The following is a 13,588-nucleotide window of genomic DNA, read 5'->3' on the forward strand; positions in this document are numbered from 1 at the left end:
ACTGCTCAGCTTCGCCGGTCCGGATGGGGCCCGGATGAGCCGGAGATGAGCGAATCTTCACGAAGTTTCCTGGCCGGTGCAGGTGGGGCGGCCGATCGGGGCTGGGCGAGAAGTGCGGCGCAGATGATGACGAGGATGCCGAGCAACTGGGGAAGCGACAACGTCTGGTGCAGGAACACATAGCCGAGCAGGGTCGCCACGATCGGGCTGCACAGGGAGAGAAAGGAGACCGCCAGTGCGGGCAACCGCTCTATTCCCCGGAACCAGAGCGCGTAACTGATGACCGCGCCCACGGAGATCAGATAGGTGAACCCGACGACGTTGAGTCCGGTGAGGCGATCCGGGAGTCCCTCGAAGAGCAGCAGGAAGGGCAGCAGCACGAGCCCGCCCGCCACGAGCTGCCAGCCAGTGAAGGGAAGCAGGCCCACGCCGCCGGGACGGCCCCAGCGTTTGGTCAGCGTGATGCCCGTGGCCATGCAGGCCGTCCCGCTCAACGCCGCCGCCACCCCGATGGCGTCCAGTGCCACCGTCCCCTTGAACACGAGCAGCACGACGCCGCCCGCGCCGAGGGCACAGGCGACCACGTGCGTGCGCCGGATCCGGTCACCGAGGAACAGCGCGGCCAGTATCAGCACGAACGTCGGCTGCAGCGCCATGAACACCGCCACGATGCCGCCCGGCAGGCGATAGGCCGCGACGAACAGCAGGAAGAAGAACGCGCCGATGTTGAGCGTGCCGAGTATCAGCGAACGCCACAGCCAGCTCCCGGACGGCAGCGTGCGGGTGCAGGCCAGCAGGATCAGGCCCGCGGGCAGCGCCCGCGCGGTGGCGGCCAGCAGCGGACGGTCCGGGGGCAGCCATTCGGTGGTCACCAGATAGGTGGTTCCCCAGGACGCTGGTGCCAGCGCGGTCATGCCCGTGGTGAGGAGTCGCCGGCCGCCGGTAGGTGCGTCGGTCATGCACGGACGTCGAGGGCGTCGAGCGCGGCGGCGACCTCCTGCCGGGCGGCCGGGGGGATCTCGCGCAGCGGCCGGGGCAGGTTCGGCGGGACGACGAGCCCGAGGTGCGCGGCGGCGGCGGTGATGACGCGCATGCTGCCGTAGCGGCGGAACAGATCCCAGAACGGCGCCATGCGCTCGGACAGGGCGAGGGCCTGCGGTACGTCGCCCTGCGCCACGGCCCGGGTGATCGCCAGGCACTCCGCGGGCAACAGGCCGCCGATGACGCTGAACCATACGTCCGCGCCCGCGCCGAGGCCGCCCGCGCCGAACTCGTCCAGGCTGAAGCCGACCGCCACGTCGGCGGGCAGTGTGTTCCGCAGTGCGGCGATCCTGGCGGGTGCCTGATCGAGGGGCGCACCGGGGGTCTTCACCGCGCCGACGTTCGGCAGCGCGGCGACCCGCCCGTGCAACTCGTCGCTGAAGGTGAACTGCGTGGTGCGCGGGTTCTCGTAGACGCACAGCGGAACGGACAGCTCCTTGGTGACGTCCTCGTAGAGCCCGAACACCTCCTCGTCGGTGAGGGTCTGGTACGACACCGGGGAAAGCAACACCGCCGACGCGCCCGCGTTCTGGGCGTCCTCGGCCAGTGCGAGAACCTCGCCGGTGGTGAGGGCGCCGATGCCGATCATGACCGGCACGTCGCCCGCGGTCTCGACCGCGAGCCTGGCCACGAGGCCACGGTGTTCCCGTGTGAGGTAGGCGTAGTTGCCGGTCGAGCCGAGCGCGCCGATCAGGTCCACGCCCGCCTCGGCCACCCGGGAGACAAGGTGCGTGAACCGTTTCTCGTCGATGCCGGAATCGTCGAACGGCGTGAGGGGAAAGACACTGAGACCAGTGAACATGGAGTTCCCTTCCGAGCGGCTCGTCGGTGGTCGTTCTCGACGTTTCCACGCCAAGTGGACTTGAACAAGGTCCAATTGTCGCCGTAGTCGAGAGGCCATTTTGTGGCTTGGGTGCTGTACGGGGTCAGTGGAGGGTGAACACGTGCTCCGGCGCGGTCGTCGGGTTGCCCGGCCACAGCCGCAGTTCTCGCCGATCCGGCCGCAGCACCACGGCGGCCACGGTCCGTTCCCGGCGGATGTCCCCGTTGTCCACGACCCGGACTGGTGCCGTCGAGAGCACCCGGTGGTGCCCCGCGGTGTCCTGCGCGGCGGGGATGTCCGACGCGCGAACCGCTTCGAGGCGTCGCCGGGAGGAGTTTCCGGCGAACACATTGAGCTCGTCGCGTGCCGCGAAGTCCGGATGCAGGAAATGGTTGGTGTGAAACAGTTTTTCTCCTTCCAGGACGCGCCGCTCGGTGCCGAGGGCCTCGACGCACACGGTCCGGTCGGCGGCACAGAGCAGGAAGGCCCGCGAGCTCGACAACGGGAGGTCGTGCAGGATCGCGACCGCGTGCTCGACGCTGTCGGCGGTGTCGAGCAGATGCCGGATCGCCAGGTAGACCGGCACTCCCCGGCCCCACTGCCCGCCGAGGACGAGGTTGAGCCCGACGGCCACCCCCGCGTCGTTGACGCCCAGATAGCCGAGGAGCCCGGCGAAGCTCAGCACCAGCGAGCGGTGACGCGGGCCCGAGACGGCCAGTACCGCGATCTGGTCGTCGAGATTCCCGTTCAGATCGACGGTCTGGGCCAGCACCGGTGCGCCGCGAGCCGTGGCGTAACCGGTGCAGTCGCCCGCGGTGACGCGGTTGTACCCGAGTATTTCGCGGCGCAGTTGCAGCAACCACGCCTCGTCGCCGTCGATCCCCGCACCGGCCGCCAGCCCGTCGACCTCTTCGGCCAGATCCGGCAGCGCGGACGTCATCGCGTCGCGGTGTGCGGTGATGACGTCCCGCGCCGCGCCGAGGCTGACTGGCCGGTCGGTCAGGTAGCCGAGGCGGGCCAGAGAGTCGTCCAGGAAATCCCGCAGCCGATCACCCCTGGTCCGCCCGTGGGTGTGCCCGCGGGCGCGGGCGGGCCCGGAGAGTTCGAGCAGCGGTGCCCCGGTCATGACAGGGTGACCGCCCGGCCCAGCGTCCGGAGCTGCTCCTTCACCGGCGGCCATTCGGCGGCGAGGATCGAGTAGTAGACGGCGTCCCGCCTCCGCCCGGACGGCATGGTGTTGTAGCTGCGCAACACGCCTTCCTCCCTGGCACCGATCTTGCGGAGCCCTGCCCGCGCCTGCGTGTTGAGCACGTCGGTCTTGAACTCGACACGCTGGGCGAGCATTCGTTCGAAGGCGTGCTCCAGCAGCAGGTACTTCGCCCAGCGGTTGATGTCCTTGCCCTGGAAGCCGATGCCGAGCCACGACCAGCCGATCTCCACCCGCTGGTCGGCCTCGGCCAGGTTGCCGTAGCAGGAGCTGCCCGCCGTCTCGCCGGTGCGGGCATCGACGATGATGTAGACGACGCGCTTGCGGGCGGCCTGATCGGCGAGCATGACGTCGAAGAGTGCGTCGAAACCGGCGTCGTCCTCGGCACGGGAGACAAAGTAGGTCCAGATGCTCTTCTCCAGCGCGATCTTGCGCAGCGGTTCCCGGTCGGCCTCCACGACGGGATGCAGCTCCACATGGTCGTTGCCGAGGCTGGCGGAGGCGGTTGCGCTCCAGGCGGTCTCGTTCATGGCGTCTCACTTCCGCGCGTTCGTTCGGAGGGCGTCGACCACGTCGCCGAGGGTGTGCATCCGGACGAGGTCGTCTTCGGTGAAGCGGTCGAGGCCGATGTCGGCGGCCTTGCACAGGGACGTGAGGAACAGGACCTTGTTGAGCGAGGTGAGCCCATAGGCTTCGACGAGGTCGCGGGCGGGGTCGATCGCGGCGGGCGCCGGTCCGTCACGCAGCACCTTCGCGAGCTGCTCGCGGGCCAGGGTGTCGAGGTCGGCCGGCATGGATGCCCTCCTTGGGGTCGGCGAGGCGGTCGCGGTAGCGGTCCCGGATCCGGTTCCGGAGCGGTTTGAACTGGGCGGTGCTGAGCCCGTTGCCGACGGTGAAGGGCTCGTCGGCGACGACGACCCGCGCGACGCGCTCGTCGGGTTCGCCGGTGGCGTTGACCGTTTCCACTGCTTCGGCGATGGCCGCCGCGCCGGCCGGGCCGGGCACGACCACGGCGACCAGATCTGTCTGGTTAGGACAGAACACCACGCAGTCGGTGACGGCGCCCGTGGCACGGAACCGGGCCTCGATCGGCCGGACGATGACCTTCTTGCCGTTGTCGAGGACGATGACGTCGTCGGCCCGGCCGAGGATGTAGAGGAAACCGTCCTCGTCGAGCCGGCCGAGGTCACCGGTGCGGACCACTCCGCCGGGCTGGAAGATCCGTGCGCTGTCGCCGGGCGCGGCGTAGGTGTAGGCGGTGTTGACCGGGTGCTCGCTGCGGACGCAGACCACGCCCTCGTCATCGATGACGATTTCCTTGCCGGGTAGGGGTTTCCCGACGCTACCCTCGCGGTGGGCGCCGGGATGGTTCTTGGTGGTGATGCAGGTTTCGTTGAGGCCGTAGCCCTCGAAGATCGGCAGCCCGGCGCCGGTGAAGAATCGCAGCACTGCCGGGTCGGCGGGCGCGGACCCGGTCCACAGGTACCGGATACGGTCGCCGAACAGCTCGGCGGCGGCCTCGGCCGGGCCGAGCCCTTCGCCTGCGCTGCCTTCGATGTGCCGTTTGGCGGCGTCGAAGAAACCGGGCACCCCCATGACGACGGTCGGCCGCACGGCGGGCAGCACCGCGAACACCGACTGATAGGTGGTGATGGTGAGGTCGTGCCCCCAGCGCAGCGCCGAGTAGAGCCAATAGCGTTGCTGGAGCAGCGAAAGCGGGAGAAAGACGAGCAGATTGTCCCCGGGGCGGTGATCGAAGATGCGTTGCACGGCGAGGAGAGAGGAGTCGATGCTGCCGACGGTGGCCTCCAGCCCCTTGGGCACCCCGGTGGAACCGGAGGTGAACTTGACTGTGGTGCAGTCCGTGGGGGCGTACGCGACCGGGTCGAGCGTGCCGGGCGGTTCGCTCGCGTAGGAGGAGATCTCCGTGATCGGCCGCACGCCGGACGGCGCCTCGCCGGTCATGGCGTCGGTGGCCGCCGTGTCGCAGTACAGCAGATCGAGGTCGTAGCGATCGATCAGCTCGGCGCCCGCGGTGAACTTGCCCGGCTCGAAACCGGCCGTCTGTGCCTTGAGCATCAGCGCGGCGAGGTCGAGCAGTGTCCATTCCAGACTGTTCCCGGCGAGCACGCCGATCCGCGACCCGGCACCCACTCCCTTACGGCGCAACGCGTTCGCGACGGCTCTGGCGCGACCGTGGAACTCGGCGAGTGGCATCGTCCGGCTGCCGCCGAGGCCGGCGACGGTGAGGGTGCCCGCGTGCGCCGGTCGGTCGGCGACGACGCGGTTGAGGACGGATTCGGTCACGGCTGCTCCGTTCGCTCAGCGCGCGTCGGCGGTCAGTGGCGTGGGAATCGCGTCGTGGCAGGGAACGGCGGCGAAGTAGCGGGTCCCGGCCGGGGCGCACCGGGTTCCCGGGGCGACGAGCTCGACCGTGTCCGGCCAGGCGGTGATCTCGGGGATGCCGAGGGCGGCAGCCAGGCGTCCGGAGAAGCGCGGCATCAGCGGCGCCGAGACGGTGGCGAGGAGCCGGGCGGCCCCCAGTTCCAGTGCGAGCGTGGTGCGTGCCTCGGAACTCCACCGGTCGAGCCCGGCGAGGCAGGACTGCTGGCGGGCGAACTCGCGGGCGTCGGCGACGATGCCGTCCAGGACCGCCGCTGCCCGGCGTACCGAGAACCCTTCGGGGTTGAGGGCGGCGGTGATCTCTTCGAGGTGCCCGGATAAGCGGCCGAGGAAAGCGGTGTGCTCGCTGGTCCAGGTGCCGGCGTCGGGCACGGTGCCGTCATGGTCGCGGCCGACGCGACCGGCGACGTCGTTCAGCCACGTTTCCCACTGTCCGATCAGGACGTCGCCCACGGCGCGGTCGAATTCGGCCCGGCGGAAGTCGGTGCGCTCGCTCTCGGGCCGGGTGCGGCAGAGGTAGTAGCGCACCGCGTCGACCGTGTCGGGACCGAGAATTTCCTTGCCCCAGACGGCATGGCGGCGGCTGGTGGAGAACTTCTCGCCGTCGAGGAGATAGAACTCGTTGACGTGGTAGTCGATGTCCGGATTCCAGCCGGGGAAGGCGATGCGGTAGAGGACCGGGTAGAGGATCGCGTGGTAGAAGCTGTTGTCGTACCCGAAGAAGTGGACGATCTTCCAGTCCTGGTCCGGTGCCTCGCGCGACCAGCTTTCTCCCCGTTCGGCACCGAGCCGTTCGATGCCGTGCAGGAACCCGTAGCTCATTTCGGGCCAGGCCCAGATCACCTGGTCCGCGGCGGCGGATCCGGCGGGCCGCACGCCCCACCCGGCGGGGTGCGACAGCGGCAGGTCGAAGATGTCACGGTCGAGGACGCGGTGCGCGAGTTCACGCAGCCGGGCGGGCACCCGCCCACGCCGGTGGTGCTCGGTCAGGAAGGCGGCGAACTCGTGCAGCGGCACCGTGTAGCGCTCGACGTCGGTACGGCGCGGGGCGGCTTCGCTCAGCCGCGAGCGCGGCGAGCCGAGGTCGGCCACGAGGTTGGGTTCCCCGCATTCCTCGCAGATGTTGCCGGCGGTGGCGTTCGCGCAGCCGGGGCAGGTGCCGGAGACGTTGACCTCGTAGAGATACTCGCCGGTCGTGCCGTCGACCAGTCCCGGTGTGGCCAGTGGCCGGACTCGGCCCGAGTCGGCCAGCCGGGTGAAGTACCGCCGCAGCCCTTCAGTGTAGCCCTCGTCGGCGCTCGTGACGGAGTACTGGTCGATTCCGATGTCCATCGCCTCCAGCGTCGCGGCGATCTCGGCCGAGTAGTGACGGGCGACCTCGGCGGGGCCGGTGCCCTCGTCGGCGGCGAGCGCCTCGACGTAGCTCTGGAAGTCGTCGCTCCCGGTGAGATGCCAGGCCCGGTTGCCGTTGAGCCGCTGGTACCGCACGTAGACGTCGGCGCCGAGGTAGGGGCCGGAAAGATGGCCGAGGTGCAGATCGCCGTTCGGGGTCGGTGGTGTGGAGAATACGAACTGGGGCCGGTCTGTCGCGTGTGGACGGACACGGGAGCGTGCGGAGAACTGGGCACGGGCGGCGTCCCGCCAGTACTGGGTGAAGAAGACCAGATCCGTGCGGCCGGTGTTGGTGATGACGTGGGACTCGAACGGCTCGAAGAGGGCGACGGTGCCGGGCCGAGCAAGCCGGCGGCGGCCGTCGACGAGCAACTCGCCCTCGCCGGCGACGATGACGAAGAACTCGGTTTCGTCGTGCCGGTCGGTCCGGGAGCTGACGCCGGGGGCGACCCGGCCCCAGCCCGCCCCGACCCCGATGCCATCCACAGTGGACATTTCGATGCCGAAGACGCGGGTCAGGTCGGATTCGCTGTAGTAGTTCAGGATCATGGCTACCTCCGCGGAAGGCGCTGGAGCGACGGGATGGCGGACGCGGAATCGAGACGGGCGAGCGTGTCGGCGGCGATCGCGGGCGCGAGCCGGTAGCCCGAGCCACCGGCGGCCCCGGCGAAGACCAGGCCGGGGCCGAGTTCGGCGACGACCGGTTCGCGCTGGGGGCTGTAGGCGTCGCAGAACGCCCGGCCGGATCGGCAGCGCTCCGCCAGTTCGGGTGCGTAGCGCGCCAGCACGGTGCGGGCATCGTCCAGATCCGCAGGGCCCAGTCCGGGCGCGACCGTGTCGGGGGAGACGTCCCACACGTCGCAGGTGTAGCTGAACAGCAGATGGCCGCGGTGGTGGACGGGGAGCAGAAAGGCGTCCTCGTCGTGGAAGACGGTGAGCGGATGGTCCTCGTCGGGTACCGCCTCCAGATGCGCGGCGACGATCTTCTTGACCCGCAGGTCGAGCGGCGCGAGCAGCTTCGCCCACGCCGGATGCGCGATCCAGGGGCCGGGGCACAGCACGACCCGCCGGGCCCGCAGCTCGGCGCCGTGGCGGAGCACGAGGCAAGTGTCCTCTCCGCGCTGGAGAGTGACGACCTCGCTGCCCTCCCAGACGGCCACGCGGCCGCGCAGCGTGGTGAGGATCCGCTGGGCGACGGCCCCGACATCGGCGTAGTGGCAGCCGGGCAGCGTCCAGGCTGTCATGCCAATCGGGGCGGGGCGACCGCGGGCCGGATCGGCCGCGGTCGTTTCCCTCCCGAGTCTGATGTAGATGGTCCGGACGGCATCGCGGCGGTCGGCAGGGGCCACCACGACCGCGTCGATCGCGCGCAACGGCAGATCCAGTTCCGCGGCCAACTCCCGCCAGTAGCGGTGGCTGTACGCGGTCATGGCCCGGACCCGCTCGGTCGCGCCGCGGGGGAAGTGGACGCCCGCGGACCGGCTGGACGCCCCCAGCCCGGCGAGTCCCCGTTCCAGCACCACAATGTCCGCACCGGGATACGCCGCGGCGAGTTCGTGGGTGACTACGGCGCCCACGATGCCGCCCCCGACGACGGCGATGTCCGCCCGGTTCACTGCGGGCCCCAGGCGTTCTTGGCCGACCAGTCGATGAACGAGGTCAGCGGCTCCGCGCTCCGCCTGCCGCACAGCCAGTCGGTGATGCGCCCCGCTCGCCAGGCGTTGAGGCTCAGGTTGACGTCCGGCAGCCCGCGCTGGCCACGCGCGGCGTTCTGCAGGAAGATCCGCCGGTCCGGTGGGCCGTCCCAGATCGCGGCGAAGTCCTCGTCGAGGCGGAACTCGCCGTTCTCGGTCTCGATACGGCCCGCCAGCGGGGCGAGGAATCCCTTGTCGGCCGGGCGGAACCCGGTCGCCCACACCAGCGCGTCGACCGCGACGCACTTGGTCTGGTCGGCTTCGTCGTTGTGCCGGAGCGAAAGTTCCCAGCCGGGGTCGGCACGGTCGACGGCGGTGACCGTGCGGCTGGGCATCAGCCCGAACCGGTGTGCCGCCCCTTCGATGAACTGGATCCGGTACAGCTCCTGGTAGATCGCCCGGAGCGTGGAGTCGGAGATGCCGTCGGAAGTCAGCAGGTGGGCCGCGTTGATCTCGGTGCGCTTGCCCTCCGGGAGCTGATAGAAGTAGTCGGAGTAGTCCGGCATGTAGAAGTCGTTGGTGAACGTCGAGTCGTCCAGTGGGAAGTAGCTGCGCCGCTTGGAGATCCACACCACCCAGGCCGGTCCTTCCGAAGCGGGTCGCGAGATCAGGTCGAGGAACGTCTCGGCCCCGGACTGGCCGCCACCCACGACGGCGACTCGCTTGCCCCGCAGATCCTTCGACCGCGACAGGTACTCGCTGACGTGGAACTGGGTGGGGCCCAGGTACGGCTGGGCGAATCCGGGAACCCAGGGCACCGTGCCGACGCCAACGGCGATGTTGTCGGCGGTGACCTCGCGGCGATTGGTGACCACGCGGAAGACCCGGTCGAATTCGACGCACTCGACCGTTTCCGAGAAGACGACGTTGTCGTTCTTCCCGGCCGCCCACGCCAGGTAGTTGCGGAACTCGCTTCGCGGCACGCTCGTGAACTGGGCGTTGAGGAAGTGATACAGCCGTCCTTGCTCATGCAGATAGGACAGGAACGAGAACTGGTTGGTGGGATCGGACAGGCTCACCAGATCCTTGAAGATCGACACCTGCAGGGTCGCGCCGGTGATCAGCTGGTCGTCGTGCCAGCGGAAATGTGGTTTGCGGTCGAAGAACAGGTTCGGGAGTTCGGCGTGGTCGTACAGCATGGCCGCCAGGCTGAGGTTGGCGGGCCCGGCGCCGATTCCGGCCAGCCGGAGGTGTTCAGCTCTCATGGCTCCGCTTCCCATCGGCTGCCTGGTAGGTCCAGCGCAGTCCCCGCGCGGCCAGCCGGTCGAGCCACGTGTGTGCCTCGTCCGGGTCGTCGCTGGCGCGGTGGAGCCCCGGCGGCCAGGCCGCGGCGAGGACGCGTTCGAGACCGGTGGCCAGTGCGGTCGAAACGCAGCGCGCCATCGCGGTGTCGGTGTCGTCCCCGGTAACGTCGAGGGTGTAGCGCCCTTCCCAGCGTTCGCCGTCGGATTCCGCGTGGAGGGCGACGGCGAGGAGGACGCGGTCACGGTGCGCCGCGGTGGTCGGATACTTCGCGGCCAGTTCGTCAGCGAGCGCGGCGATCCGGCCCGTGTCCTCGGTGGCGACGACGTCGAACACGGACTTCCACGCCGTCTTCCAACCCGCCGAGCGGAGCGTGCCGCGTACGAAGGACTCGACGGCCCAGTGCTCGGGAAAGCCGTACTGGGCAATGAATCCGACGCTGTCGCGGTTGGGGTAGACCTCGAAGACCTCACCGTCGAGCACCAGGTCCTCGCAGTCCTCCCAGGGATGGCGGATCTCGCGGACCGCGCCGTCTCGCACGTAGCGCGCCGGGGTGGCGAGTGCGGTCAGCACACTCGACGGGGCCCAGCTGAACTGGTAGCAGAACTCGTCGGGCTCGGCGGGGACACCGCCGCAGTGCGAGGCCAGTGTGACCCGCGCGGGTCCGTCGCCGACGTGGCGGCGGGCCCGCGCGACGAGCGCGTGGGCCATCAGGTGATCGATGCCGGGATCGAGGCCGGCCTCGGTGAGCACGATCAGCCCCTTTTCCCGTGCCTGCCGGGCCAGCTCGGCGAGTTCGGGGGAGGTGTAGCTGGTGCAGGCGAAGTGCGCGCCGGCGTCGATCGCGGTACGGAGCAGCCGGGCGTGCTCGCCCGCCGGGAGCATCGACACGAGGATGTCGCCGGGCCGCAACGTTTCGGTCAGGTCGTCGCGGTCGAGACCCCGGATCTCGACGGTCGCCTCCGGCGTGAGGGCGTCGAGGCGGGCGCGGGCCCGCTGCCGGGTCCGGCCCCACAGGACGACGTCGGCGCTCTGCCAGAGCACGGCGAGCCCGGTGCGTCCGGTCGAAAGCCCGGTGCCCGCCCAGTGCACGGTGCCGGTCGGGGGAACGGAGTGCTCAGGCATGATGCGGTTCCATCTCTGCTGGGGCCGGTTCCGGCCCGTGGACGGTCGCTCCCGCCCCGCGTGCGGCGGCGCGGAAGGCGCGGCGGCTGCGTGCCCAGCAGTCGCCGTCTGGCAGCTGCCGCAGCCAGGGCGTCAGCTGGGCGGAGAAGTCGGTGCTGGCCTCGCGGGGAAGGAGCGCCGGGAGGTTGCCGATCGCGATCACCGTGAGCCCGCCGGCGACGGCGCGGGCGGGCTCTTGCCAGCTCGTGAGCTCGTCGTAGACCGGCAGCAGGTGCGCGGGCGAGCCGACGTCGCACGTGACGTCGACGATCAGCGACAACCGGTGACCGGACCGGAGATGTTCGGGACCGAGGAGGATTTCCCCGGGTTCGTCGCGGGCGACGGCGTTGAGGAGGATTTCGTGGCCGAGGAGCGCGTCCCGGTCGAGCCGGGCGGTCTCCGCCAGGTCCCAGGCGGTCGGCTCGATCCCGGCACGCGCCAGCGCGGCGCGGGCCCCGCGGCCGCAGCGGCCGAGTGCGCCGACGACGAGTACGCGAGGCGGCGCGGAGGTGCGCGGCAGCGAGGCGTCGAGCCGGTCCTTCGTGGTCGCCCGCAGCGGGCCGAGGGTCCCGTTCCAGTGCCGGAGGGCCAGCGCGGCCCCGGCGTACCCGGCCCAGTGACCGAAGGCCGCGAGGCGGCGGCCGGATCCGTCGGTGAGGTGTTCGAGGTCGAGGATTTCCCCGCCACCGGCGGCGAACCGCGCCAGCACCGCGGCCGAACCGCGTTGTCCCTTGTACGCGTGGGCGAAATACAAGTGCCGCCCGGCGATCGGCCCGGTCTCCTCGGGAAGTTCTTTGAGCCCGAGGACAAACGCCTCAGGTGGGCATCCGGCCCACGACCCTGGGGCGGCGAGGTGCGCGCCCGCGTCCAGGTAGTCCGCCGCCGCGAAGCAGCGCGACGGTGATTCCTCGACTGTGACCTCGGTTCCGGCCTCGACAAGGGTGGCGACGTCGGCGGGAACGAGCGGGGCGCGGAACTCGTCCGGGCGAGTTTCGGCGCGTATCCACAGATGCCGGCCGGTCACCGGGGTCGCACCTCCGGCGCCCGGGCGGGCCGGGGGCCGCGGTCGATCGCGCTGGACGGTGTGGACATCATCGGCCTCCTGTCGATGGCGGTCGTTATAGGGCGTCGGCGATGATCATTTCGAGCACTTCGGACGGTCCTTCGTAGATGCGCAGGGAACGGACCTGGCGATAGAGCCGTTCGAGCGGGCTGTCCGCGACCAGCCCGGCGGCGCCGAAGATCTGCACGGCGGCGTCGGCGATCTCGCCGGCCGCCTCGGTGGCGTGTAGCTTGGCGGCGGCTGCGTACCTGCCGTATTCCCCGCCGTGGTCGGCGGACCAGGCGGCACGCGCGGTCAGCAGCGAGGCGGCGGCGATCTTGACGTCCATGGCGGCCAGCGCCGACTTGACGAGCTGGAGGTCGGCGAGGCGGCGGGAGTAGGCCCGCCGGGCACGGGCCCGTTCGAGCGCGTACGCGCAGGCACGCCGGGCGAACCCGAGTGCGGCGGCCGCGACGGTGACGCGGGCCCGTTCGAGCACATCCAGCGCGACCACGTAGCCGTGGCCGCGGTCGCCGAGCATCGCGTCCGGGCCGATCCGGCAGTCGGTGAAGGTCAGTTCCGCCCATGAGCGCGGCGCGATCGCGCGGATCGGCGTGGCCTTCAGCCCACCCGCGTCGCCGTCGACGAGAAAAGCAGTGAGCCCCAAGGGACCCGGCCCGTCCCCGGTCCTGGCGAGCACGACGAGCACGTCGGCGATATCGCCCTGGGCGATCCACGTCTTGCTGCCGTTGAGGACGAATCCGTCCCCGTCCTCGGTCGCCGTGAGTGCCACCGCGCTGAGATCCGAGCCCGCCCCCGGCTCGGAGAAGGCCAGCGCTCCGGCGCGGGTGCCCTCGGCGAGGCCGGGAAGGTGGCGACGGTGCTGCTCCTCGGAGCCGTGGCGGATGATGGCGGAGGCACTGAGTTCCTGGATGGAGTAGACGAAATCGGCGAGATCCTCGTGGAAGGCGAGGGCCTGGCGTCGGACGCACACCGAGCGGAGATCGGTGCCCTCGCCCGGTTCGAGACCGAGGTGGCCGAGCCAGCCGGAGTGGCCGAGTTCGGTGCGCAGGGCCCGGCAGTGCGCGGCCGGATCGGCACCCGTGGGGGGTGCCAGCGTGCCGTGCCGGTCGGCGCACCAGCGCTCGATCCGCCTGGCCAGCGCCCGATGTGCGTCGTCGAAGAGTGGGAGTTCGAGCAACTCGGGCTCGAACGTGGTCGGGAGAGGAGCCATCACGGTCTGCTCACAGGATCAGTTCGGGGCACGAAATACTTGCACCTGCTGGGAAAACCCGGCGGGCGGCTCGGGTGTGCTCCACAGTGGACTGCCCGGCCGCCAGGCTTCTTCGTGGTGTCCGATCGCCGGATGTGCGGCGCAATCGGGAGCGTGCTCGATCGCCCCACGGTGGATCACCGGAAGCTATTCGGCTGCGTACTTCGATGGCTGACTATTGTTCAGTGAACATCTGCACATCCCCCAAGGGAAGGGAAATACCACCAGTCCCCGGCCCGAGTCTTCGCTCTGGGCGGGAGATTTGACTGTACCACGACACGCAACTGTTACGGAAGGAACCGGGCAT

At 70.3% G+C, this 13,588-nt stretch carries 12 protein-coding genes; all 12 read right to left on the bottom strand.

Annotated elements, in window-relative coordinates:
• Positions 1–5 precede the first annotated feature (5 nt).
• Positions 6–959, bottom strand: coding sequence for an EamA family transporter (locus tag ABD987_RS39755; RefSeq protein WP_345407057.1), 954 nt, complete (start codon positions 957–959; stop codon positions 6–8).
• Complete coding sequence (locus ABD987_RS39760) at positions 956–1,843, bottom strand: dihydrodipicolinate synthase family protein (RefSeq protein ID WP_345407060.1); 888 nt, start codon at positions 1,841–1,843, stop codon at positions 956–958. Before ABD987_RS39760 ends, ABD987_RS39755 begins: the two co-directional genes overlap by 4 nt.
• A gap of 124 nt (positions 1,844–1,967) precedes the next feature.
• On the bottom strand, positions 1,968–2,990 hold the full coding sequence (locus ABD987_RS39765) for a C45 family autoproteolytic acyltransferase/hydrolase (protein ID WP_345407063.1): 1,023 nt from the start codon (positions 2,988–2,990) through the stop codon (positions 1,968–1,970).
• On the bottom strand, positions 2,987–3,601 hold the full coding sequence (locus ABD987_RS39770) for a GNAT family N-acetyltransferase (protein ID WP_345407066.1): 615 nt from the start codon (positions 3,599–3,601) through the stop codon (positions 2,987–2,989). Before ABD987_RS39770 ends, ABD987_RS39765 begins: the two co-directional genes overlap by 4 nt.
• Positions 3,602–3,607: 6 nt before the next feature.
• Positions 3,608–3,865, bottom strand: coding sequence for a hypothetical protein (locus ABD987_RS39775; protein ID WP_345407069.1), 258 nt, complete (start codon positions 3,863–3,865; stop codon positions 3,608–3,610).
• A complete protein-coding gene (locus ABD987_RS39780; RefSeq protein ID WP_345407072.1) occupies positions 3,810–5,378 on the bottom strand; it encodes an AMP-binding protein in 1,569 nt (522 codons plus the stop codon). Before ABD987_RS39780 ends, ABD987_RS39775 begins: the two co-directional genes overlap by 56 nt.
• Before the next feature lie 15 nt (positions 5,379–5,393).
• On the bottom strand, positions 5,394–7,415 hold the full coding sequence (locus ABD987_RS39785) for a class I tRNA ligase family protein (RefSeq protein WP_345407075.1): 2,022 nt from the start codon (positions 7,413–7,415) through the stop codon (positions 5,394–5,396).
• Between the two features lie 2 nt (positions 7,416–7,417).
• On the bottom strand, positions 7,418–8,482 hold the full coding sequence (locus ABD987_RS39790) for an NAD(P)/FAD-dependent oxidoreductase (protein WP_345407078.1): 1,065 nt from the start codon (positions 8,480–8,482) through the stop codon (positions 7,418–7,420).
• Positions 8,479–9,765 (bottom strand): lysine N(6)-hydroxylase/L-ornithine N(5)-oxygenase family protein, encoded by a 1,287-nt coding sequence (locus ABD987_RS39795; RefSeq protein ID WP_345407081.1) that lies wholly within the window; start codon positions 9,763–9,765, stop codon positions 8,479–8,481. The genes ABD987_RS39790 and ABD987_RS39795 overlap by 4 nt, the downstream gene beginning before the upstream one ends.
• Complete coding sequence (locus ABD987_RS39800; RefSeq protein ID WP_345407084.1) at positions 9,755–10,927, bottom strand: saccharopine dehydrogenase family protein; 1,173 nt, start codon at positions 10,925–10,927, stop codon at positions 9,755–9,757. Before ABD987_RS39800 ends, ABD987_RS39795 begins: the two co-directional genes overlap by 11 nt.
• Positions 10,920–11,990, bottom strand: coding sequence for a Rossmann-fold NAD(P)-binding domain-containing protein (locus tag ABD987_RS39805; protein ID WP_345407087.1), 1,071 nt, complete (start codon positions 11,988–11,990; stop codon positions 10,920–10,922). The genes ABD987_RS39800 and ABD987_RS39805 overlap by 8 nt, the downstream gene beginning before the upstream one ends.
• 94 nt (positions 11,991–12,084) lie before the next feature.
• Positions 12,085–13,242, bottom strand: a complete 1,158-nt coding sequence (locus tag ABD987_RS39810; protein ID WP_345407090.1) for an acyl-CoA dehydrogenase family protein — start codon at positions 13,240–13,242, stop codon at positions 12,085–12,087.
• Positions 13,243–13,588: the final 346 nt, after the last annotated feature.

The sequence above is a fragment of the Amycolatopsis samaneae genome (genome assembly GCF_039541975.1).
Taxonomy (GTDB): Bacteria; Actinomycetota; Actinomycetes; order Mycobacteriales; family Pseudonocardiaceae; genus Amycolatopsis; species Amycolatopsis samaneae.

Excerpts from the sequence above, each read along its gene's own strand:
- ABD987_RS39785 (WP_345407075.1), bottom strand. The coding sequence starts at position 7,415 with ATGATCCTGAACTACTACAGCGAATCCGACCTGACCCGCGTCTTCGGC.
- ABD987_RS39770 (WP_345407066.1), bottom strand. The coding sequence starts at position 3,601 with ATGAACGAGACCGCCTGGAGCGCAACCGCCTCCGCCAGCCTCGGCAAC.
- ABD987_RS39775 (WP_345407069.1), bottom strand. The coding sequence starts at position 3,865 with ATGCCGGCCGACCTCGACACCCTGGCCCGCGAGCAGCTCGCGAAGGTG.
- ABD987_RS39810 (WP_345407090.1), bottom strand. The coding sequence starts at position 13,242 with ATGGCTCCTCTCCCGACCACGTTCGAGCCCGAGTTGCTCGAACTCCCA.
- ABD987_RS39795 (WP_345407081.1), bottom strand. The coding sequence starts at position 9,765 with ATGAGAGCTGAACACCTCCGGCTGGCCGGAATCGGCGCCGGGCCCGCC.
- ABD987_RS39765 (WP_345407063.1), bottom strand. The coding sequence starts at position 2,990 with ATGACCGGGGCACCGCTGCTCGAACTCTCCGGGCCCGCCCGCGCCCGC.
- ABD987_RS39800 (WP_345407084.1), bottom strand. The coding sequence starts at position 10,927 with ATGCCTGAGCACTCCGTTCCCCCGACCGGCACCGTGCACTGGGCGGGC.
- ABD987_RS39755 (WP_345407057.1), bottom strand. The coding sequence starts at position 959 with ATGACCGACGCACCTACCGGCGGCCGGCGACTCCTCACCACGGGCATG.
- ABD987_RS39760 (WP_345407060.1), bottom strand. The coding sequence starts at position 1,843 with ATGTTCACTGGTCTCAGTGTCTTTCCCCTCACGCCGTTCGACGATTCC.